Below are 22,638 nucleotides of genomic sequence, written 5' to 3'. Positions count from 1 at the left end.
CTCACCTTTCGTTGTCTTTCTGCGGCTCGAGCAGGTTGCGGAAACCGCGCGCCGCCACCACGATTCGTCCGTCACGTGACGCCACGCCGGTGATCCCGTGGCGGTCGCTGTCCGCGCGTGAATGCACACTTTCGGCGATCCGTCCCCGCTGATCGATCCGGAAGACCAGACCGTAGGAGCGGGGCGGTGTCCACGGCTTGATCACGCCGTGGACGCGCAGCTGGCCCAGTTGCAGGGTGTCGGTGTACGGGTCGGGACACCGCAGACGCGGGACGAACCACTGGTCCTGACGGATCGTGGCGGTCATCTCCCGCAGCAGATCCGGCTCGTCGAGCAGCAATTCGGTGAAGCGATTGCGCGCGTACGGCGCCGCGACCCACCACCCGTCCGTGCAGGTCGCGATCCGGCCTGGATACACCGGCAGATTCGATCCCACCGCCGCCCCTGCCTTACCCAGGGCGGTGACGGCTCGGCGTTCGACACGATGGTCGAAGCCCAGCGACACCAGAACCTCACCGGCACCGGCGTTTTCGATGCCGCCCGGCCAGCCGAGACCTTCGGCGACCACCTCGGCGTGCGAGCCGTCGACGCGCACGATGCGCCCGCTGCGATCGTCGGCGACCAGGGCGGCCGACCAGTCCGGCACCGCTCTCGAACCGATGGTCGCCAGCACGATGCCGTCGGGCAGCAGGGTCAGATCGGTGACGCAAGCGGCCAGTTCGGCATCGGTGCACAGGTCGGTGGCCACTCCGTCCGCGTCGATCGTGACGAGACCCACGCCCTCGACCGCGGCGATCATCCGATCCTCGGCGACCAGCAGACTCCCGACCTGCCCGCCGAGCGTCACCACTCGGGTGACGACACCGTCGGTCAGCGTGAAAATCCCGTCACCACTGGAGAAGACGACCTCCCCGGTGTCGCGGATGACCACGTCATCGGGTTCGAATTGGGCCTCGGGCAGCAGGGTGGTGCCCTCGTCGAGTCGGCGATTGGGCCGCAGACCCGCCTCGAACGGCGGCACCGAGCGGTGCCGGGCCCAGTCGGGGTTCAGCCATTCTTTCAGGGCGCTGATCGTGCGATTCACCGTTGCACCTCCACCAGCGATCGGCCGGGTACGACCAGCCCGGGAACCGCGGCCGGATCGATCGTTCCGACCTCACTCGGGTCGAGCGTGAGTCGGCCGATGCGGTTGTTGCTGACGCCGCACAGATACAGCTGACCGGCGCGTTCCTTGACCGCGGTCACCATCGGGTAGTTCGCCAACGACGAATCCCACAGCACCTGAAGCACTTCGCCGCGATCGTTGAACTTCATCACGCACGAGACGTTGAGCTGCGGGACCACCCAGCTGTCGAGCGGCACCTCCTTGGTCATCCGCCTGCGCACCGCCGGGTAACGGTTGAGCAGGTCCGACATCGGCGTGCGCATCGACACGAACGGCAGCCAGTAGTTGCCGTCGGAGGAACGGTTGAGGTTGTCCGGGTTGCCGGGCAGGTTCTCCAGCACCGGTTCCAGCTGCCCCTGCTTGGGTCCGGCGATCCAGAGCCGGTCCACCCGGCACAGGCCGGTGCTGGCGATGAGGATCGACTGGCCGTCGTGCGAGGTGCAGATGCCGTTGGGGAACACGCTGTTCGAGACGACCACCTCGGTGCCGCCGTTGGGATCGATGCGGACCACCCGGCCGTTGGCCCGCGATTCCACCAGCTCCACCAGGTATTCGGCGGCGTTGGTTCGCGTCGAGAAGTCCGAGACGTAGATCGAACCGTCCGGTGCGACGTCCAGGTCGTCGACCGCGCGCAAGGCGGAATCGTCGAGCAGGGAGAATCGGCTGCGCTCGACCTTCGTCGCGATCGGTTCGGACTCACCGTCCGGGGAGATCCGGTAAATGCCCATGCCGCCGACCGCGACGAGCAGTTGCCCGTCCCGGTCCCAGCCGTGTCCGAGCGGGAAACCGCCGGTGCGAGCGAAGATCTCGCCCTCGTCCGGGTTGTCGGCGCGGAAGCGCCACACCCAGCCGCGGCGATCACCGCAGTAGACGTTGCCCTCGGGGTCGACCGCGCAGTCCTCGGCGCCTTCGATCTTGCCGAGGCCGATCGGGGGTGCGCCGGTGGTCCGGTTGTTGATCGTCCACACCGTGCCCGGCTCGGTGACATCGACGAGCGGGCCGAGCGTGATCCGGCCCGGATCGATCTTGAGTTTGTCGGCGGTGCGCTGCCGGTACTTGCCCCACTGCAGGTCGAGCACCGCGAACACGAGCAGTGCGGTGGCGAGAATGATCGTGTAGTAGGAACCTTCGAGTCGCAGCGCCACGGTGGCCTGCTGGATCACCTGCACGACGATGATGCCGACGGTGGCCCGCAGCACCGAGCCGCGACCGCCCTTGAGGCTGACACCACCGAGCACCACGGCGGTGAGCGCGATGATTTCCCAGCCCTGACCAACGTCCGGGTCGGTGCGCCCGACCCGCGCCGAGGTCAGCAGCGCCGCCAACCCGGCCAGCGCGCCGGACAGGACGTAGACGAAGAAGGTCACCCTGTCCACGGGAATGCCGTTGCGCCGCGCCGAACGCCGATCGCTGCCGACCGCCGCGACCCACCAGCCCCAGCGCGACCGGGTGAGGCCGACATGCACGGCGATCAGCACGCACCCGAAGAAGAACCAGCCGGTCGGGATCAGTGCGATGCTGCCCTCGCCGAGGAAGTCCCAGACGATATCGGGCTTGGGCATGCTCAGTTCGAAACTGAACGCCGACTGCAACGCGGCGGCCGCACCACCGAACGCGACCAGGGTGACCAACGTTGTGATGAACGGCCGCATCTTGCGGTAGGCGATGAAGTAGCCGTTCACACTGCCGAGCAGGGCGCCGAACACCACGGCACCCGGTGCGACGACCGCCATCGGCCAGTCCCACGCCCGGGAGGCGACCAACGCGCCGATCGCCGTCAGGCCGACCATCGAACCGATCGACAGGTCGATGCCGCCGCAGACCAGCACCACGGTGAGCCCGATCGCGAGCAGCCCCTTCTCCGACACCTCGTCCATGATGATCGGGGTGTCGGCCGGGCCGACCGGGGTGAAGAAGACGAACAGCAGGCTGAGCAGCAGGGCGAGGGCCAGGGGAACCGCGCCCTCCATCCAGCGTTTCTCGAACAGGTCCGACAGGGTCCTGGCCGGCGCGAGCCGATCACGCCACTTCCCGCCGGTCAGGGGGAACGCGTCGATTCCCCGTGTGCGTGACTGCAGTTTCATCGCCGCTCACTGCCCCTTGTAGCAGGCGATGGTGGTGTTGTCGACGTTCGCGCGGTCCACGATGGTGTGCGGGACGAACGCGACGGTGTGGCTGCTGCCCGCCGGTGCGCCGGTCTGGATCAGCTGCTGGGTGGTGACCACCGCGGCGGTGCCGACGCCTTGGACGTCGTAGGAGGCCGAGGCCGTCACTCTGCCCGCGCGCAGTGCGTCACACCACACGGTGTCGGCGGCCATCGTGTACGTGCCAAGTGAATCGGCGGGGATCACCCCGCGCGAGACCGCGCTCTGCACGGCGTCACCGACGGCGACGGAGTTGAGGTCGTAGGTGACCAGGAACCCGCAGAAGTTGTTCTGCTGCTGCTGGATGATCGACTCGGCGGCCTGTTGCGCGAGCGAGTTCTGCCACTGGGTGTGGGCGGTGGTCACCACTTCGAATCCAGCCGGGTCGAGGACGTTGCGCACGCCCTTCGACCACAGCAGCGAGGCCGCGTCGTTGCCGGGACCGTCGATGATCGCCAATCGTTTGGGGGCACCGCGCTTTTCGCAGTCCTGCACCGCGCGCTGGGCGATGTCTTCGGCGGCGGCGAGGTTGTCGACACCAATGTAGGCGTCACCGAGGCGGCTCGAGATCATGTTGACCACCACGGTGTAGATGCCCGCGCGCTGGGCGTCTTCGATCTGCTTGGACAGCACACCGACATCGGGGTTGTGCAGGATCAGCACGTCGACGGCCTTGCGGGCGATCAGGTCGCTGATGATCCTGGTCATCTTGTCGGTGTCGAAATTGGGGTCGTGGATCTGGAATTCGGCGCCGAGATTGCCGAAGGCACGCTCCATCGAGGCGCCCCAGTTCATCGTCAGGTTGTAGCCCTTGTAGAGGATCGGGACGAAGGCGACCCGCTTGCCCTGCATCGACTCGTGCACCTTCTGCGTCGCGTCGAACAGTTGCACGTTCTCACCGAAGATCTGGCCCTCACCTCCCGCCGGGCCGGTCGACGAGGTGCGAGCACCGGTGGAACAGCCCGCGAGTACGACGGCCGAGACCGAGGCGAAAGCGAGAGCGATCATCTTGTTCTTCATCGTTGAAGACTCCTTGTGAGCGAAGGTATTTCGAGGCGAGAGCGTTTACAGTTCGCCGCTCTTGGCGGTTTCCTCGTCGCGCGGGTGCAGCCACGAGTCCAGCGCGATGGCGGCGATGAGCACGCCACCGCGGATCAGGTCCTGTACCGCGGAGGTGAGGCCGTGCAGCACGAGCAGGTTGTTGAGGACGCCGATGAACAGCGAGCCCGCGAGCACCCCGAGGATCGAGCCCCGGCCACCGGCCAGGGAGATGCCACCGATCACGGTCGCGGTGAGCGCGGTGAACAACAGGGGGTCGAAGGAGGTGACGGTGGTCTGCACGCTGCCCTGGATGGACACCGTCAGGTATCCGGCGAGCAGGGCGAGCAGCGCGGAGATCACGTAGGTGAGGACCTGCAGCGGCCGGACGGGGGCGCCGGTGGCGCGGGCGGTAGCGAAGTTGTCGCCCATCGCCCGGATCAACCGGCCCGCCGAGGTGTAGGTGACGAAGAGCCAGGCCAGCACGAAGACGACGGCGGCGATGACGATCGGCCGCGGCACACCGAGGACCGAACCGTTGCTCAATTCCGCGATCCACGAGCCGCCGGGCAGGGCGTAGTAGTTGCTGTCGAGCAGCAGCATGTCCACCCCCCCGATGACGAGCAGACCGGTGGCCAGGGTGACGAACAGCGACGGCACTTCGACATAGGCCACGAGCACGCCGTTGACGAGCCCGACGATCAGCGCGACCGCCGCGGCGACCGCGATCGCCTGCCACTCCGGCATGCCGCTCGACATCAGAGCGAGCGTGGCCTGCGCGCTGCCCAGCGCGACACCGGCGATCGAGAGATCGATGCCTTTGCCCAGGATGACGATGGCGATGCCGACGGCCAGAATCCCGAAGGCCGCCGACAGCCGCAACAGGCTGGCGAAGTTCCCGGTGGTCAGGAATCCCGGCGTCGTCGCGGCGCCGACGACACACAGCACGGCGGTGATGCCGAGAACGAAATAGGCCTGCTCCGGACGACCGAGCTGGTCGCGCAGGCTGGGGCGGGGCTTGGTTGCCGCCGCGGTGGACGTCGTCATGATGCTCCCCGCATGGGTTTCTCCTCTGAGACTCAGATCACTTTTCGCGAGCTGTGCGGAATATTAAATTTGCAGCGGTGCAGCTCACCAGTGGTTCGACGCGGGATCAATCGAAGGGGTTGCGGCGCTACGACCAGCGGTTGATGCCGCGCGCAAGATTCGGACACGATTCGGACGCATCCGTCCGGATCACCAGATATATTGCATATTCTGTATGGAAGTGGTATGAGGAGTTGATACGTGGTGATCGACATGAGGACACCCGGCGGCGGTGCCGTACTCGAAGCCGAGCTCGTCACCCTCGCCGCCGAGGCATCGGAGATCCTCGGCCGCCGGATCCAGCCACCCGGCACCGACTCCACCGACGCGGCCAAGCGCGTGCTGGCGCGGCTGTGGGACGAGGCCGTGGCAACCCTGTCCGACACCACGAACCGAGCAGACATCCAGCGGACGACCGCACTCCTGGCCCGCATTCGCGCCTTCGAGGCCCGCCTGGCCGCTGCCGACGCCGCCGGTTCGGCCACCCACCTGCGGATGGCCGCGCAGGCGATCGCGCGACTCCACGGCGCACGCGGGGTCGACGACCTACTGAGCCGGGCCGCGGAAGCGATGGGCGCGATGGGCTTCGACCGCGCGCTCGTGTCGACCACCTCAGGACAGCGGTGGCACCTGCACACCATGTTCGTCGTCGACGACAAGCCCTGGGCCGACGCGATTCTGGCGGCCGGACGGGAGTCCTCACCCACCTTGGACGGGAATCTGGTCGAGAGCGATATCGTGCAGCGGGCCCGGCCGGGACTGGTCTTCGACGTCCAGCACAATCCGCGAGTCGTCCGGCCGCTGGTGGAGATGACGAAGTGCAGCTCCTACGCCGTGGCCCCGCTGACGATGAACGGCGCGGTCGTCGGCCTGGTGCACGGCGACTACTACTTCCAGCGACGCGAAGCCGACGCGACGGCACGGGCGATGCTCGCGGTCTTCGCCGCCGGCCTCGGCCACGCGCTGGCGGGGGCGAGCCTGCTCGACGGCGTGACCGCGCTGCGCGGCGGATTCGATCGGTTGACCGGTTCGGCGACCGCCTCGCCCGGCTACCTCGAAGGCCCCGCGCTCTCGGCGCGCGAACTCGAAGTCGTCGAATTGCTGGCGGCGGGCCGGGCGAACCGCCAGATCGCTCGCGACCTGGCGATCTCCGAGGCCACGGTCAAGACCCACATCACCCACATCCTGCGCAAACTGGGGGCCGCGAACCGAGCGGAAGCTGTCGCGTACTGGCTGCGTGGAAGCGTCGCACCCTGAGCCAGGGGTTGCCGGTAACTCGTTCGCAATGCTTACATAATATATAGTGTAGCGATCGGTGCGGGCAGTTCTGTTGTCCCCGCACCCCCGTGAGAGGACAGTCCATGGCCGACACCATCGTCGAGCAACTGGCCCGGTTCACCACCGGCGCGAACTACGACACACTGCCTCCCGAGGCGGTCGACGAAGGCAAGCGCTTGCTGCTCGACGCGATGGGTTGCGCGCTCGGCGCCGTCGAGGAACCCAAGGGCAAGATCGGGATCCAGTACGGCAAGCTCACCGGCGGCACCGACGGCGACGCCACGATCATCGGCACCGACGACAGGGTGTCGATCTTCGGCGCCTCCTTCGCCAACGGCGAGCTGATCAACGCCCTCGACTTCGACGCGGTGCTGCCGCCCGGACACGTCTCGCCCTATGTGCTGCCGACCACGATGGCCATGGCCGAGAGCCGGGGCCGATCCGGCCGCGAGGTACTCGCGGCCGTCGCCCTCTCCCACGAGATGTCCTACCGCTTCTACAAGTCGATGGACTACCTGCGCGACGTCCAGAACGACTCGATGGACCTGTCACCGGTGATCGGCTACAGCGTCACCGTTTTCGGTGGCACCGCGGCCGCGGGCAAGCTCGCGGGTCAGTCCACCGAGACCCTCGCGAACGCGCTGGGCATCGCCGCCGCCACCGCCCCGGTGAACGCGATGCGGCCGTGGATCAAGCACGCCCCCAGCTCCACCCTCAAGTACCTGCTCGCGGGCACCCTGACCCAGGCCAGCCTGACCGCGGTCTTCATGGCCGAACTCGGCCACACCGGCGACCTGGAAATCCTCGACGACGCCGAGGTCGGCTTCCGCAAATACATCGGCACCCGACGGTGGGAACCGCAGAACCTCACCGACGCGCTCGGCACCGAATGGCGCTTCCTCGCCGAACAGTCCTACAAGCCCTACCCGCACTGTCGCATCCTGCACGCACCGCTGCACGCGCTCACCGAGATCCTCGAGACCAACGACATCCGGCCCGAGGAGATCGATGCCATCCGCTGCTGGGGCGAGGCCGCGGTGATGCACCCGCTGTGGCAGAGCCGGGTCATCGAGAAGACCCACGACGCGCAGTTCGACATCGCCCACGGGCTGTCGGTCGGCGCACACCGGGTCACCCCCAGCCGGGCCTGGCACGCACCCGAACTCGTGTTCAGCGATTCGGTGCTCGGCCTGATGGACAAGGTCGCTTTCGCGCCGCATCCGGACTACTTCAAGGCACTGTCCGCGCACCCCTCCGCGCGCCCGACCAAAGTCGAGGTCGACGCCCGAGGCACCACTTTCGTCGCGGAGCGGACCTACCCCAAGGGCAGCCCCTCCCCCGACCCGAGCACCAGAATGACCACCGACGAACTGGTCGCCAAATTCCGGATCAACGCACAAGAAGTGTTGTCCCAGAACAGGATCGATCAGGTGGTCGAGACCGTGCTCGGTGTCGACAAGGTCGACGACTTCGGCACCGTGATGCGTCTGCTCGCGCCGAACAGCCCCTCCTGAGAATTCCACCCCCGTCGACGAAAAGCTCCGCTCGCCCCCTACACGCGCGGGGCTTTCGCGTCCCGGCCTGCTGTTCGCCTGCCGTGCTGTCGACTCTAGACAGGACAGCGGCCAGGGCATGTCCAACAAAATGGACATGCCCCGGCCGGCCGCTCAGGTGATGCGCAGTGCCCTGATCCGGTTGTAGAGCGTCGAGCGGCTGACGCCGAGTGCCCGCGCGGCTTGCAACTTGTTGCCACCCGCGGCCTCGAGCGCCGCCATGATGACCTCCCGCTCGGCCTCGCGAATCGGTGAGCCGGGCGCCTGGCCGCCTCGATGCGAGGCGGGCAGGTCGGTGGGAATGATGTCACCGGCCGATCGGGCACTGGCCACCAGCTCCACGACGCGGCGCAGTTCGGCGAGATTGCCGCGCCACGGTTGTGCGGCGAGGACACGCATCGTCTCGGCGGTGAACCGTGTCCTGGTGTGTCCGGTGACCTCGGCCAGCATCTGCTGGGCCAGCCCCGGTACCTCGTGCCTGCGCCTGCGCAGCGGGACCAGTTCCCTGCGGTCGTTGCACAGCGCGGGCAGCGCGGCGTGCACCGCGTCGAGGTGCTCGCCCGGCGTCGAGGTGAGCACGACTTCGCGCGACGTTTCCCGCAGGCGCTGCGCGAGCAGCGCGGTGAGTTGCTCGGAGAGCAGCTGGATGTTCTCGATGACCACCGGCGGGCCGTCGGCCTCGAGCGTCTCGCCGAGCTGGGCCGCCCACGCGGTGTCACCGATGAGCACGATGTCGGTCGCGTCGAGCGTGCGAGCCGCGGGGCCGACCAGCCCGAGCGCCTCGGTGGTTCGGCCGGTCCCCGCCTCGCCGACCACGAGCAGCGGCCACAGCGGCATCCGGTCCGAGGCCACCCTGGTACGTCGAACACCGGACTCCTGGGTGATGTCGACGAGCACCCCGTCGGCTCCCTCGATCGACCGGCACACCAATCGCACGGCACGACCGGAGGTCAGGACGAGTTCCCGGCTGTCCTGGCCGCCGACGGGCACGGCTTCGGCGCAGGCACGCAACGCGGCGTGGTCGGCCGGCTCGAGCAGGTCGACCGCGGCGGGGGTGGCCAGGACCAGCCCGTCACCGATCACGACGACGGCCCGACCTCGGCGGCTCGCGGCGGCCTGGAAAGCGCTCATCAATCTGCAGTGCGCGCGGGGTGAGTCGCGCTGGAGCCGCTCCTGGATATCGCGGACCATGCGGCGGGCCAACAGCGCCGACAACCGGTGGTCCGCACTGGTTTTCGCGCCGATCCCCAGCACACCTTCGAGACGGCGGGTGACCGGATGGAAGATCGGATGCCCGTAACAGGTGAATCCGCGGAACAGTGCCAGATAGTGCTCGTCGGCCCGCACGAGCAGGCTGCGCCTGGTCTCCAGCGGGGTGCCGAGCGCGTTGGTACCGATGCGATCCTCACCGAGTTCGACGCCCGGCACGATGCCGATATCGGAGACCGCGCGCCGGATCGATCGGGCGGCACCGTGGATGTTGACCACCCGGCCCGCCTGATCGGCCAGCACCACAGCGACCGGCGTTCCTTCGAGCTCGCTCGCGACCCGGCGCAGCACCGGGCTCGCCGCTCGCGCGAGGTAGCTGTCGGTACTTCTGGTCGCGAGGTCGAACGGCGGTATCGCGTCTTCGCGAATGCCGTTGAGCCGCGATCGGGCCCACGCCGACTCGATGTCCGGTCGAGTCGAATCCCGGTAAGCCTGCAACACAGTCATGGATACTCAACACCACCTTGTCCCGGCCGCCTGAACATGCGGTCGACGCCCAGTCCTCTGTGACCGAGCACACTTGTATTTTATACACAATATCTGCTTGGTTCCTCGGGGTTTGCCGCGATACCGACCATTTTCCGGTCGGCGTGGGAAGGATTTGTCCCAGGCACAACGACATCGACGGGCATATCGTGGAGAAATGACCGAGAGAGCGCCCCACCTTCGCGAGCTGGGTGGATTCCTGAAAGCACGGCGTGCCGAGCTCAGCCCCGAGGATGTGGGCTTGAGCGTGCACAGTGCCGCCGCTCGCCGGGTGGCGGGTCTGCGCCGCGAGGAGGTCGCGGACCTGGCCGCGATCAGCCATGACTACTACACGAGGATCGAGCAGGGCCGTCTGGCACCGTCGGAGCCGGTTCTCGACGCGCTGGTGCGCGTCCTGCGCTTGGACGACGCCCAGCGGGACTACGCCGAGAACCTCGTCCGCCGCTCGGACCGCCGCCCCGTCAAGCGCGGCCAGAAATCCGTGCGCCCCCAGCTTCAGCGCCTGCTCGACCAGCTCACCGAGACACCGGCCCTGGTGTTCGGCCGCTACCTCGACATCCTCGCCTGGAACGACCTCGCGGCTGCCTTGATCACCGACTTCGGTCAGATGACGCCACGGCAGCGCAACTATGTGCGGATGGTCTTCACCGACCCCGCGATGCGCACCCTCTACGACGACTGGGAAAGCGTCGCGCGTACGTGCGTCGCCATCCTCCGCATGGATGCCGCGGCCAATCCGACCGACCCTCAGCTGACGGCACTGGTCGGCGAACTGTCCATCGCCGACGAACAGTTCCGGCAGTGGTGGGCGACGCGCAACGTGGCCCGGCAGGAGTTCGGCTCGAAGACACTCAACCACCCGGATGTCGGCGAGATGACCCTGAATTGGGACACTTTCAGCTCGTCGGGCGATTCCGAACAGCAGCTCGTCCTCTGGTCGGCCGAGCCGGGCACGACCTCCCACGAGAAGTTGCGCATCCTCACCTCATGGTCGGCGCCGGTCCCGCGACGGGACCCGGCAGACCACCCGAACTGACCCCTTTCGAACGAACCGGTCCCAGCCTCCGGTCATCACACATTGACGATCTTTAATATATTATGCGTAATTATCCAGCGGACTCGGACCGCGATCCCCACACTTCCGCGGAGCAGGAAACACCGACCCCGGTCCGCACCACCGTCCACGAGCTCCTCGACTACTTCGGGCGATGCGGCGCGTGCGGCTACCCAGCCTCGGCTTCGAGAGTCGTCGAGCACTTCGGCGACGGCTCCATCCAGCACGAGGTGATAGCGACCTGCGGTCTCCCCTGCGGCTGGCGCGCCCCTGTCTCCATGCGCCGGATGACTGGCTCCCCCTGAGCTGTGTCCGAACTCCTCGCACTAAGAGATATATTATATTTCAAAGAAGGAGTGCGGTCCGCCGCGGACGAAGGAGTAGCGCGATGCAGATGCCAGGCCATGTCGACCTTTCCCTGGTGGTGCGCGCGTGAGCGGGCAGCCCCTCGCGGGCCTGCGGGTCGTCGAGTTCGCCAGCTTCGTGGCGGGACCGTCCGCGGGGATGACCCTCGCCCAACTCGGCGCGCAGGTCATCCGGGTCGACCCGCTGGGTGGCGGGCCCGACTACCGCCGGTGGCCGGTCGCCCAGCACAACGGCGAAAGCCTGTACTGGAATTCGCTCAACCGAGGTAAGCGGTCGATCGCCGTGGACGTGCGCAGCGAGCGGGGCCGGGAACTGGTGCTGGCACTGGCGACCGCGCCGGGCAAGGACGCGGGGATCGTCGTCGACAACGCGGTGGGGCGGCCGTGGTTCTCCTACGAGGCACTCGCGGATCGGCGTGCCGATGTGATCAAAGTGCACATCGGCGGTCAGGCCGGTGGCGGGCCCGCGGTGGACTACACGGTCAACACCGAGGTCGGCGTCACCGACCTCACCGGGCCCGCCGATTCGCGCACCCCGGTGAATCATGTGCTGCCCGCGTGGGACCTGGTCGCGGGGATGACCGCGACCACCGCGCTGCTCGCCGCCGTGCACCGCCGGGAACGGTCCGGCGAGGGCGCGCACCTGCAGATCGCGCTGGCCGATGTCGCCCTGGCCGGTGTCGCGAATCTGGGGTGGCTCAGCGAGGTTCGGGAACGCGGCGACCGCCCGCGCCACGGCAACTACATGTACGGCTCGTTCGGCGCCGACTTCGTCACCGCCGACGAGGGGCGCGTCATGGTCGTCGCGCTCACGTCGCGTCAGTGGCAGGCGTTGTGCACGGCGACGGGTACGGCAAAAGTGATCGCCTCGCTCGAACAGACCCTGGGTGTGGACTTCGCCGACGAAGCGCACAGGTACATCCACCGGGAGACGATCGCCGCGGTGATGCGGCCGTGGTTCGCCGGGCTGCCGCTCGATACCGTGGGTACGGCGCTCACCGAAGCCGGTGTGTTGTGGAGCCGCTACCGCCAGATGAGCGATGTGGTGGCCGATTTCGAGGCGGGTATCGGCAGCCGGGTGCTGACCGAAGTCGACCAGCCCGGTATCGGGCCGGTCATCTCGGCACACAGCCCTATTCGTGAGGACAGCGAGTACGGACCGGTGCGCCCGGCCGCGGCACTCGGTGCCGACACCGATCAGGTGTTCGCCGAAGTCCTCGGTCTCACCGACGGCGAACTCGGGAAATTGCGTTCCGCGGGAGTTCTCGGCACCACCGAGTAGCACCGCCGCTCCGTGACGGAGATCGGGCCGGTGCGCGAAGACATCGAGGTCTTCGCGCACCGGCCCCTCGCATTCACGGCACGCGGGTGCGTTTCGTCTGCCGAATCACGCACTCCCACCGTGGGTTACATTGCAGGCGAACCGGTCACAGGTCGTCGTCCACCGACAGCACACCTGCGGCGACGAGTTCGTCGACCTTCTCGGCCGGGTACACCTCGCCGGCCACCGCGCGGGTGTCCGCGCCCACTCGCGGAGCGACGCCGGGACGCTCGGGCCGTTCACCGGCGAAGCGCCACGGCGGACGAACCAGCGCTAGCCCGTCATCCTGCGGTTCGATCATGCTCAGCCAGCCGACCTGTTCGTGCTCGACATACCCGGTCATCGACAGCACCGGGGCGAAGGGCACGTCCTCGGCGGTGAGCCGCTTCTCCCACTCCGCGAACGAGCGCTGTTCGAATTCGGCCTCGACGATCTCGGCGAGCTCGAAATAGTTCGCCTCCCGTGGCCGGTATTCGGCGAAGCGCGGGTCCACGGCCAGGTCGGCGCGGTCCATCGCCCGGCACAGCGACTGCCAGAACTTCTGCGACGAGGACAGGTGCACGGCGATGTACTCCCCCGAAGCGGTCGGCGCGCAGAAGTTCTGCGCCTGCGGATGCCTGCTGCGCCGGGTCGGATCGGCACCCAGCTCGAAGGCCTGGGTGATGCCGTCGGTGACAAGCACGCTGACCGCCTCCATGATGGAGGTTTCCACGTGCTGCGGTTCACCGGTGCGGTACCGGCCGACCAGCGCGGCGAGCACACCCGCGGCGGTACTCAACCCGGTGACCAGATCGGCGCTCAGGCCGCCGGTGAGCTGGGGATGCCCCTCGTCGCCGAGCAGCGAGTACAGGCCACCGAAGGCCTGCCCGATGGTGTCGTAGGCGGGCCGGGCCGCGAGCGGACCGCCCGCGCCGAAGCCGGTCACCGAGCCGTAGACGATGTCGGGGCGCAGCTCGCGGCAGGCCTCCGGCCCCAAGCCCATCGCCGCCACCTTGCCGGGACGCAGGTTCTCGAGCACCACGTCGAAGCGCGGGATCAGGGCCTTCACCAGGGCGATGCCTTCGGGCTGCTTCAGGTCGACGGCCAGGCTGCGCTTGCCGGTGTTGTACTGACGGAAGTACGGGCTGGCGTCGTTCTGGTGACGGCGGAAGTCCTCGCCCACGACGGGCCGCTCCACCTTCACGACTTCGGCACCGAGGGCGCACAACATGGAGGTGGCGAACGGGAGCGAGATGTAGCCCCCGATCTCCAGGATCCGGATTCCGTCGAGCGGCCTGTGCTGCATAGCCTGTCTCCCTCTAGTCACGTGCTCATATTATATATTATCGCTGCATCGCGGTGTCATGGGTCACATCCGGCGAAGGTCGATCGGCGCACGACAGCAACCGACAGAATAGGCGCAGTGGCGGCGAGCACAGCAGCCCTGGCCTGTGGGCTAAGTTATATCATATACTTTACATGAGCCGGGTCACATGGCCATGCGAGACGCTGCGCGCGAAACTATCGCTGACCAGGGAATTCCCACCCCGGCACAATCGCCGACGAAGACGATAGGTCTACCCATGAGTGTTCAGACAGAGTTGTGGCAGGGACAGTTCGACAAGCTGTTCATCGGCGGCGGGTGGGTGAATCCGGCAACGCAGCGCACGTTCGAGGTGGTCTCCCCCGCCACCGAGGAGCCCCTCGCCCGCATCGCCGAGGGCAGCGAGGCCGATATCGACGCCGCTGTTGCCGCCGCACGCACCGCCTTCGACAGTGGCCCGTGGCCCCGGATGGAGCTCGCCGAGCGGATCGCGGTACTCACCCGGGTGAGTGAGATCCTCGCCGACCGGCAGGACGAGATCGCTCGGCTGATCAGCGCCGAGATGGGGTGTCCCATCACGCTGTCGACGCGGATGCAGTCGATGGGCACTCGCATGTTGCTCGACGCGTTCCTCGAGCTCGCTCCGCAGTACCAGTGGTCCGATATCCGCCGCTCGATCACCGGCAACGCGCTCGTCACCCGCGAACCTGTCGGCGTCGTCGCGGCCGTGGTGCCATGGAACGCGCCTCTGCAGATCGCCATGATCAAGCTGGCGCCCGCGCTGCTGGCCGGATGCACCGCAATCCTCAAGCCGTCGCCGGAGACCGCGATGTCGGCGTATCTGCTCGCCGAGATCTTCGAACAGGCCGGACTGCCCGACGGCGTGGTGAACATCGTCGTCGCGGGCCGCGAGGTCAGCGAGCACCTGGTCCGCCACCCCGGCGTCGACAAGGTCTCGTTCACCGGCTCCACGGCCGCCGGCCGCCGGATCGCTGCCATCTGCGGCCAGGACCTGCGCCGGGTCACCCTCGAACTCGGCGGGAAGTCGGCCGCGGTGCTGCTCGACGACGCCGACCTCGATGCCGTGGTCCCGGTGATCCGGGCGCTGTCGCTGCGCAACACCGGTCAGGTGTGCAGCAACAAGACCCGCATCGTGGTCGCCCGTTCGCTGCGCGACGAGCTCTACGACCGGTTGCGCGACATGATCGGCTCGATGCCGATCGGCGACCCGTTCGATCCGGCGACCGAGCTCGGCCCGCTGGTGACCAGCGCCCAGCGGGAACGCGTGGAGAACTACATCGCGCAGGCCAGGTCCGAGGGCGCCCAGCTGGTCGTCGGCGGCGGTAGGCCCGAGGGTCTGGAGCGCGGCTGGTACGTCGAGCCGACGATCTTCGGCGACGTCGACCCCAACGCGCGGATCGCGCAGGAGGAGGTGTTCGGTCCGGTGCTCACCGTGCACACCTTCGACACCGAAGCCGAGGCGATCGAGATCGCCAACAACTCCGACTACGGCCTCAACGGATCGGTCTTCGCCGCCGACCCTGCGCACGCGCTGGCGGTGGCTCGCCACATCCGTACCGGCACTGTCGAAGTCAACGGCACTCCGGCCGGCTTCTTCGCTCCGCTCGGTGGCTTCAAGAACAGCGGCATCGGCCGCGAAGCCGGGCTCGAGGGCTTCGACGCCTACATCGAATGCAAGTCCTACGGCCTGCCGCAGCCCCTCCTCGACAGCTTGGCCTGACGCCCACTTTTCGAAAGGTCCTTCATGCCTTCCCGACCCCCCTTGGAAGCCGCCGTCGCCCGGCTGGTCACCGACCTCGAATACGACTCGATCCCGGCCGACGCGCTGGCCGGCGCCCGGCGTCTGATGCAAGACCAGCTGGCGGTGCAGATCGGCTGCGCGTCGCTGTCGTGGAGCCGTGCGGTGCTCGAGCTGACCAAGGCCTCACACGCACCCGGCTCGGCGCACGTCACCGCGTCAGGTGACGAAATGAGTGCCGCCGATGCCGCTTTCGTCAACGCGACCTACGGGCACGGCTTCGAGTACGACGACGCCCACCGCTCCAGCTCCAGTCACCCGGGCAGCGCGGTGGTCTCGGCGGCCGTCGCCGTCGGTGAGGAACTCGGCGCCTCGATGGCGGAGGTCGTCACCGGCATCGTCGCCGGGTACGAGGTCTACACCCGGATCGGTATCCTGGCCGCCCCGCAGTTGCTCGAACGCGGCTTCCATCCGCACGGGGTGTTGTCGGCTTTCGGTGCTGCCGCCGTGGTCGCGAAGATGCGCGGATTCGACGCCGAGCGCACCATCCACGCGCTGTCGATCGCGATGAGCCACAGCTCGGGCACCACCGAGTACACCTCGACCGGTGGCTCGGTGAAGCGGCTGCATTCGGGCATCGGTACCCGCAACGGTATTCGCGCCGCGGAGATGGCGGCGGCGGGCATCACCGGCCCGACCACCTTCCTCAGCGGCGGCAAAGGTTTCTACCGCACCTTCGTCGGCCGCCCGGTCGCCGAGAACGCGGTCGAATTGTTCTCCCCGACAGCGCCTTTCGAGATCACACGCGTGTGGATCAAGCCGTACTGCTGCTGCGGCATCAACCACGCCTACATCGACGGCGCCCAGCAGCTCACCGCGCGGGCGTCCGAGGTCGAGTCCGTTCGGCTCGGCATCCAGTCCGGCGGTGACGTGATCATCGGCAACCAGAACGCCAACGCCTACGCCCCGCAGATCATCGAGCATCTGCAATACAGCCTGCCGTTCCAGTTCGCCTTGGCGATCCTGGGCCGCGGCAACGGCTTCCGCGCACACCACGACTACATGGCCGGACGCCTGGACCTGAGCGAGGGCAGCGAGGTCGCCGAGATGGCGCGGCGGGTTAAGATCGAGGTCGACACCGAACTCGACGCCGAGTACGCGGGACGCTGGATCGCCGACATCACGGTCACCTACCGCGACGGCTCCACCCAGCACGTCTTCGTCGACAACCCGCGGGGCACCGCCGAGAACCCGATGACGCAGGCCGATCTGGACGCCAAGTTCCGCGACCTCACCGTCGCCGACCTGGGTGCCGAACGTAGCGAAGCCCTGCTGACCGCGATCAACTCCGGGGATCCCGCCACCCTGGTCGGTGAGTTCGCCGCGCTCTTGCGCGTCTGACCCGCGGGAAAATGCGTGGCCCGACTTGGATTATCCAGTCGGGCCACGCTTTTCATTGTCAGGGCATCAAGTACAAGCGTTCGTTCGGCAGACGGGGCAGGTCTGCGTAGTGCGCGGCTGCGACCGTGATGTCACAGAGATGACGACCGGCCACGCCTTGGACGAAGACCAGCGCGGCCGTCAGGCACGCCACGAATTCCACTCGGATGGTGGCGAACTGGACCATCAATCGAACATCGGGTTCGTGTAGGCATGGTGATCGCTTGTCGGATTTCATCGGCTGTCGACCTGCATGTACTCGTTGTTGCGAATGACTGTGCCCCGGCGGGCCTGTTCGGTTCGCCGGGGCACGGTCGGTGCCTGAACGGTGATCAGGCGGTCTCGAAGGTGGCGGCCATCCCTTGGCCGCCACCGATGCACATCGTGGCGAGGCCCTTGCCGCCGCCACGGCGGCGCAGTTCGTGCAGCAGGGTGGTGACCATGCGCACGCCCGTAGCGCCGATCGGGTGCCCCAGCGAAATGCCGGAACCGTTGACATTGAGCCGGTCGTGATCGCGCCAGCCCCAGCCTTCCAGGACCGCGAGGACCTGCACCGCGAACGCCTCGTTGACCTCGACCAGATCCATCGAGTCGAGCAGCGAGACGGTGTCGGTGCCCTGGCGCGCGGCGAGTTTCGCGACTGCCGGAACCGGTCCGATACCCATCCGGGAGGGCTCGCAGCCCGCGGCCGCCCAGCCGGTCAGGTAACCGATCGGCTCGAGTCCGAGCGCGTCGAGCCGATCCTCGGCGACGACGAGAAGGCCTGCGGCGGCATCGTTCTGCTGGCTCGAGTTGCCTGCGGTGACGGTGCCGTCGGGCATGATCGTGCGCAGCTTCGACAGCGTCTGCGGCGTGGAGTCCGCACGGATGCCCTCGTCGGCGGCGAAGACCACCGGATCGCCCTTGCGCTGCGGCACCGTCACCGGAACCACTTCGTCGGCGAAACGCCCTTCCGCCCACGCCGCGGCCGCCCGCTGGTGGCTGCGCGCGGCGAAGGAGTCGGCTTCCTCGCGCAGCAGACCGTAGTCCTTCGCGAGGTTTTCGGCCGTCTCGATCATTCCGGAGATCTTGCCGAACCGGGCAGCCGGCTGGGAGCGTTCGCGACCGCGGTCGAGCCGGTCGAATAGCTGCACGGTGCCCGCGCGGGCACCCCAGCGGGTGCTGGTCGAGTAGTACTCGATGCGGCTCATCGACTCGACGCCACCGGCGAGCACCACGTCGGCAGCACCGGTCTGCACCATCATGGCGGAGGTGGCCAGGGCCTGCACACCACCACCGCAGCGCCGGTCGAGCTGCATGCCGGGCACAGAGATCGGCAGTCCGGCGTGCAGTGCCAGCCACCGACCGACGCACGGGACTTCGGAATTGGCGTAGGACTGGGCGAACACGACATCGTCGATGCGTTCGGGATCGATTCCGGAGCGCTCGATCACCGCGTTCACGACGGTGGCGCCCAGGTCTTCGACCGGCACATCACGCAGGGAACCACCGAAGGTGCCGACGGGGGTGCGGGTGGGCGCGACGATCGCGGCCCGGCGCAGGGTTGACATCCATCGACTCCGATCAGATCGCGTTGCGCGCGATGAGCTGTGCGGCAATGACATTGCGCTGGATCTCGTTGGTGCCCTCACCGACGATCATCAGCGGCGCGTCACGGAAGTAGCGCTCCACGTCGTACTCCTTGGAGTATCCGTAGCCGCCGTGCACACGGATCGCGTCGAGCGCGATCTGCATCGCGGTCTCGGACGCGAACAGCTTGGCCATGCCCGCTTCCATGTCGGCGCGCACGCCCGCGTCCAGTTTCTGGGCGGCGTCGAGGGTCAGCAGGCGGGCGGCGCGCTGCTTGGTGGCCATGTCGGCCAGCAGGTTGCCGACGGATTGGTGCTTCCAGATCGGCTTGCCGAAGGACTCGCGCTCCTGCGCGTAGCGCACCGCTGCATCGAGTGCGGCCTGGCCGACACCGAGTGCGCGCGAGGCGACCTGGATGCGCCCGACCTCGAGGCCGCGCATCATGTGGCTCCAGCCGAGGTTCGCCACGCCGCCGAGGATGGCGTCGTCGCCGACCTTGCGGCCGTCGAACACCAACTCGCACGCTTCCACACCTCGGTAACCGAGCTTGGGCAGCTTCTTGGAGATGGTCATCCCGTCACCGGGTTCGACCAGGATCACGCTCATGCCCTTGTGGGCGGGCTTGGCGTCGCGGTCGGTGATACACAGCAGACCGATCAACCCGGAGTGCGCGGCGTTGGAGATCCAGGTCTTGGAACCGGAGATCGACCACTGGTCGCCGTCGCGTACGGCGACGGTGCGCATGGCCTGCAGGTCGCTGCCGCCCGCGGGTTCGGTCAATGCCATGGTGGCGCGGATCGCGCCCTCGGCCATCTTCGGCAGGTACTTCGACTTCTGTTCGGGGGTGCCGAAGGTCTTGATCAGGTAGGTGATCACCGAGTGGCCGCCGATGGCGCCCGCCAGGCTCATCCAGCCACGCGCGAGTTGCTCGGTGACGGCCGCGAAGCAGGCGGTGCTCACGTCGACACCACCGAATTCGGCGGGCGCGAGCAGACCGAAGAAGCCGAGCTTCTTCATCTCCTCGATGAACTCCTCAGGGTAGACATCGTCTTCCTCGAACTCGCGCACGTGATTCTTGACCCGCTGATCGACGAAATCGGCGACCAGATCGACCATCTGCTGCTCATCGGCTGTGAGGCTCATGCCTACCCTTCCCTAGTTCACGCATAAAATATTATATCACTTCCAAAAGCCGCGGGATTCGAGCATGTGCACCGCCCGATCCCCGCCGTGCCGGAAGTGCTCCTCGGTGACGGCGCGCGCCGTGTCCGCGTCTCGGGCCCGTAGCGCGGCGAGGATCTCGCGGTGATCGCGGTCGGCGGTGTCGGACCAGTCGTCGTGGGTTTCGTAGAAACCGTGCGGGCCGGCGCTGCCGAGCACCTTGAGTTCGGTGAGCAGGCGCCGGGATCCACTGGCGCGGTTGATCATCCGGTGGAACTCGAAGTTCAGCGTTTCGCGGTCCCGGCTCGACGCGGTCGGCATCCGGTCCAGGATCACGCCGAGCGCGTCGAGCGAAGAAACGCCGATCCGCTCGGCCGCGCGGGCGGCGGCCAGCCCGGACACCACGCCGAGCAACCAGTAGTGGTCGCGGACGTCATCGGGCGTCATCGGAGCGACGAACGCGCCACGCCGGGGTGGCATGTCGACGATGCTCTCCAATTCCAGGGCGATCAGCGCCTCGCGCACCGGCAGCTTGCTGATGCCGAGCGAATCCGCGATCTCGTCCTGGTCGATCTTGTCGCCGGGTCGCAGTTCGCCCGCGAAGATCCGCCGCCGGATCTCTTGCACGGCAGCTGTTTTCAAGCTGGCCGGCGGCGCGACCCGCGGCAGGTCCATCAGATCTCGCTCGGCTGGGCGACCCGTGGCGCGAACTCGGCGCGGATCGCGTCGGTGTGTGCGCCGAGCGCGGGCACCGAACCGTTGGTCACCGGCCAGTCCCGTGCCGTCCCCGGCGGCAGCAGGGCCGGTACGGGGCCGGAGGGGGTGCCGACCTCGCGCCATCGGCCGCGTTCGCGCAGCTGGGGATGCTCGGCGAGTTCACGCACGCCGTTGAGCCGCGCGTTACCAATGCCCGCCTGGTCGGCGGCATCCTGGATCTCGGCGAGGGTTCTTGTCGCACACCACTTCTCGACGATCGCGTCGACCTCGTCGCGGCGGGCGACCCGATCGTCGTTGTGCAGATAGCGCGGATCCCCGGCGAGTTCGGGGCAGCCCATGAGCTCGGTCATCCGCCGCCACTCCCGGTCGCTGGTCGTCCCGAGGACCGCGGTCTGCCCGTCGGAGGTCGGATACGCGCCGTACGGGGCGATCATCGGCGAACCCATACCGACCGGCACCGGCTCGGTGCCCGCGTGCAGCACCTGGTTGAGCGCGAAACCCATCATCTCCGAGACCACGTCGAGCATCGCGACCGGCACGACCGCGCCGCGGCCGGTGCGCTCACGGTCGTAGAGCGCGGCCAGGACCGCGGAGTACGAGTACAGGGCGGTGCCGATATCGGCCACCGGGATGCCGGGCTTGGCCGGATATCCGGGGGTGCCGGTGATCGCGCACGAACCCGCCTCGGCCTGGATCAGCAGGTCGTAGGCGCGTTTGTGGTCGAGCGGGCCGCCTCGGCCGTAGCCGGAGATGTCGACGATGATCAACCGGGGAAACCGGCGCGTCAGCTCGTCGACACCGAGACCGAGCCGGTCCAGCGCACCGGGGCCCAGATTGCTGACCAGCACATCGGCCCCGGCCAGCATCGCTTCCAGGACCGCGAGGTCGTCGGCGGCGCGCAGATCCAGCGCGGCGGATTCCTTGCCGTGGTTGAGCCAGGTGAAATGCGCCGACAGACCACCGACAACCGTGTCGTAGTGCCGAGTGGAGTCGCCGTATCCGGGCTGCTCGACCTTGATCACTCTGGCGCCTAGATCGGCGAGGTGCCGGGTGCACAGCGGTGCGGCGATGGCCTGTTCGAGGCCGATCACCGTCACCCCGGCCAGCGGAACACGCGTGGGTTCGGTGCTCATGAGAACTTGGGCTCCCGCTTCTCCCGGTGTGAGCCGACGCCCTCGACGACATCGGGGCCGCCGAAGTGATAGAACTCGAGGCCGAGCGACGCGTCGAAGATCGGCATCGCCTGCCGGTACCAGCCGTTGAGCGCCATCTTGGTGCCCTGGATACCGGCCCGCGAACCGGCGGCCAGCTTCTGCGCGATCTCCATCGCACGGTCCTGGACCTGCTCGTCGTCGACGCACAGCGACACCATGCCGATGCGCTCGGCTTCCTCGCCGGTGAGCACCTCGTTGGTCAGCAGGTGATACTTGGCCTTGGCCATCGAGGTGAGCAGTGGCCAGCAGATCGCGGCGTGATCGCCCGCGGCCACGCCGAGGCGCACGTGGCCGTCGACGATCTTCGCGCGCCGACCGGCCACCGAGATGTCGGCGAGCAGCGCCGCGACCAGACCGGCGCCCGCGGCGGGACCGTTGATGGCGGAGATGATCGGCTGGGGCACCTCGATGATGTTGCGCACCAGGTCCCGCGCCTCACGCATCACCCGGGTCCGCGAGGTGTAGTCACCGATCATGGCCTCGACCAGGTCGAAGCTGCCACCGGCGGAGAAGGCCCGCTCCCCCGCCCCGCGGATGACGACGGCGCGCACCGATTCGTCGAGCGCGATCACGGGCCAGATGTCGGCGAGGTCCCGATGTGCCTCGGCGCCGACGGAATTCAGGTTCGGGCCGTCGAGCACGATCCGCAGCACGCCGTCGGCGGGGCGGTCGATCGTCAACGACGAGAACTCCTCGTAACCGGGCACTCGTTGTCC

General features: G+C 67.8%; 18 protein-coding genes. 6 read left to right on the top strand and 12 right to left on the bottom strand.

The genetic code is table 11. From position 1 onward, the window contains the following. Position 1: 1 nt before the first annotated feature. Genes QMO76_RS14495 through QMO76_RS14480 form a run of 4 tightly spaced genes read right to left on the bottom strand, consistent with a single transcriptional unit; the run spans position 2 to position 5,394 of the window. Positions 2 to 1,084: a hypothetical protein gene (locus QMO76_RS14495; RefSeq protein WP_306361801.1), complete on the bottom strand. Its 1,083-nt coding sequence runs from the start codon at positions 1,082 to 1,084 to the stop codon at positions 2 to 4. Beyond that, positions 1,081 to 3,249, bottom strand: coding sequence for an SMP-30/gluconolactonase/LRE family protein (locus tag QMO76_RS14490; protein ID WP_306361800.1), 2,169 nt, complete (start codon positions 3,247 to 3,249; stop codon positions 1,081 to 1,083). Before QMO76_RS14490 ends, QMO76_RS14495 begins: the two co-directional genes overlap by 4 nt. A 6-nt stretch (positions 3,250 to 3,255) precedes the next feature. Beyond that, the gene (locus QMO76_RS14485; RefSeq protein WP_306361799.1) at positions 3,256 to 4,329 is read right to left on the bottom strand and encodes a substrate-binding domain-containing protein; all 1,074 of its coding nucleotides are present in this window, start codon (positions 4,327 to 4,329) and stop codon (positions 3,256 to 3,258) included. Between the two features lie 45 nt (positions 4,330 to 4,374). Beyond that, complete coding sequence (locus tag QMO76_RS14480) at positions 4,375 to 5,394, bottom strand: ABC transporter permease (RefSeq protein ID WP_306361798.1); 1,020 nt, start codon at positions 5,392 to 5,394, stop codon at positions 4,375 to 4,377. Positions 5,395 to 5,634: 240 nt separating this feature from the next. On the opposite strand from QMO76_RS14480, the gene QMO76_RS14475 reads away from it, so the two are divergent. Continuing rightward, positions 5,635 to 6,690, top strand: a complete 1,056-nt coding sequence (locus tag QMO76_RS14475; protein WP_306361797.1) for a LuxR C-terminal-related transcriptional regulator — start codon at positions 5,635 to 5,637, stop codon at positions 6,688 to 6,690. A gap of 104 nt (positions 6,691 to 6,794) precedes the next feature. Then, positions 6,795 to 8,225, top strand: coding sequence for an MmgE/PrpD family protein (locus tag QMO76_RS14470; RefSeq protein ID WP_306361796.1), 1,431 nt, complete (start codon positions 6,795 to 6,797; stop codon positions 8,223 to 8,225). Between the two features lie 153 nt (positions 8,226 to 8,378). On the opposite strand, the gene QMO76_RS14465 is transcribed toward QMO76_RS14470, so the two are convergent. Beyond that, complete coding sequence (locus QMO76_RS14465; protein WP_306361795.1) at positions 8,379 to 9,980, bottom strand: sigma-54-dependent Fis family transcriptional regulator; 1,602 nt, start codon at positions 9,978 to 9,980, stop codon at positions 8,379 to 8,381. A 196-nt stretch (positions 9,981 to 10,176) separates the two neighbouring features. On the opposite strand from QMO76_RS14465, the gene QMO76_RS14460 reads away from it, so the two are divergent. Together QMO76_RS14460 and QMO76_RS14455 are read left to right on the top strand one after the other, a co-directional pair. Further along, a complete protein-coding gene (locus QMO76_RS14460) occupies positions 10,177 to 11,055 on the top strand; it encodes a helix-turn-helix transcriptional regulator (protein ID WP_306361794.1) in 879 nt (292 codons plus the stop codon). A gap of 450 nt (positions 11,056 to 11,505) precedes the next feature. Further along, positions 11,506 to 12,720, top strand: coding sequence for a CoA transferase (locus QMO76_RS14455; RefSeq protein WP_306361793.1), 1,215 nt, complete (start codon positions 11,506 to 11,508; stop codon positions 12,718 to 12,720). Positions 12,721 to 12,865: 145 nt separating this feature from the next. Here the strand turns inward: QMO76_RS14455 and QMO76_RS14450 are convergent, their stop codons facing one another. Continuing rightward, a complete protein-coding gene (locus tag QMO76_RS14450) occupies positions 12,866 to 14,044 on the bottom strand; it encodes a CaiB/BaiF CoA-transferase family protein (RefSeq protein ID WP_306361792.1) in 1,179 nt (392 codons plus the stop codon). A 277-nt stretch (positions 14,045 to 14,321) separates the two neighbouring features. Here QMO76_RS14450 and QMO76_RS14445 point away from each other — a divergent pair, with 277 nt between their 5' ends. Both QMO76_RS14445 and QMO76_RS14440 read left to right on the top strand, forming a co-directional pair. After that, on the top strand, positions 14,322 to 15,803 hold the full coding sequence (locus QMO76_RS14445) for an aldehyde dehydrogenase (protein ID WP_306361791.1): 1,482 nt from the start codon (positions 14,322 to 14,324) through the stop codon (positions 15,801 to 15,803). A gap of 24 nt (positions 15,804 to 15,827) precedes the next feature. After that, on the top strand, positions 15,828 to 17,222 hold the full coding sequence (locus QMO76_RS14440; RefSeq protein WP_306361790.1) for an MmgE/PrpD family protein: 1,395 nt from the start codon (positions 15,828 to 15,830) through the stop codon (positions 17,220 to 17,222). Between the two features lie 58 nt (positions 17,223 to 17,280). Here QMO76_RS14440 and QMO76_RS14435 read toward each other — a convergent pair whose 3' ends face one another. From QMO76_RS14435 to QMO76_RS14410, 6 genes are all read right to left on the bottom strand, one after another. Further along, positions 17,281 to 17,499 (bottom strand): hypothetical protein, encoded by a 219-nt coding sequence (locus tag QMO76_RS14435; RefSeq protein WP_306361789.1) that lies wholly within the window; start codon positions 17,497 to 17,499, stop codon positions 17,281 to 17,283. A 94-nt stretch (positions 17,500 to 17,593) separates the two neighbouring features. Beyond that, positions 17,594 to 18,811 (bottom strand): acetyl-CoA C-acetyltransferase, encoded by a 1,218-nt coding sequence (locus QMO76_RS14430; RefSeq protein ID WP_306361788.1) that lies wholly within the window; start codon positions 18,809 to 18,811, stop codon positions 17,594 to 17,596. A 13-nt stretch (positions 18,812 to 18,824) separates the two neighbouring features. After that, on the bottom strand, positions 18,825 to 19,973 hold the full coding sequence (locus tag QMO76_RS14425; protein WP_306361787.1) for an acyl-CoA dehydrogenase family protein: 1,149 nt from the start codon (positions 19,971 to 19,973) through the stop codon (positions 18,825 to 18,827). A gap of 36 nt (positions 19,974 to 20,009) precedes the next feature. Next, entirely contained in the window at positions 20,010 to 20,618 is a 609-nt protein-coding gene (locus tag QMO76_RS14420; protein WP_306361786.1) for a GntR family transcriptional regulator, read from the bottom strand. A gap of 47 nt (positions 20,619 to 20,665) precedes the next feature. Next, positions 20,666 to 21,841 (bottom strand): CaiB/BaiF CoA-transferase family protein, encoded by a 1,176-nt coding sequence (locus QMO76_RS14415; protein WP_306361785.1) that lies wholly within the window; start codon positions 21,839 to 21,841, stop codon positions 20,666 to 20,668. Then, positions 21,838 to 22,629, bottom strand: coding sequence for an enoyl-CoA hydratase/isomerase family protein (locus QMO76_RS14410; protein WP_306361983.1), 792 nt, complete (start codon positions 22,627 to 22,629; stop codon positions 21,838 to 21,840). The genes QMO76_RS14415 and QMO76_RS14410 overlap by 4 nt, the downstream gene beginning before the upstream one ends. Positions 22,630 to 22,638: the final 9 nt, after the last annotated feature.

It is taken from the genome of Nocardia sp. CC227C (genome assembly GCF_030767025.1).
Classification (GTDB): domain Bacteria; phylum Actinomycetota; class Actinomycetes; order Mycobacteriales; family Mycobacteriaceae; genus Nocardia.
Note: the sequence above shows the minus strand (reverse complement) of the source record. Positions and strands in the feature narration are given on the sequence as shown.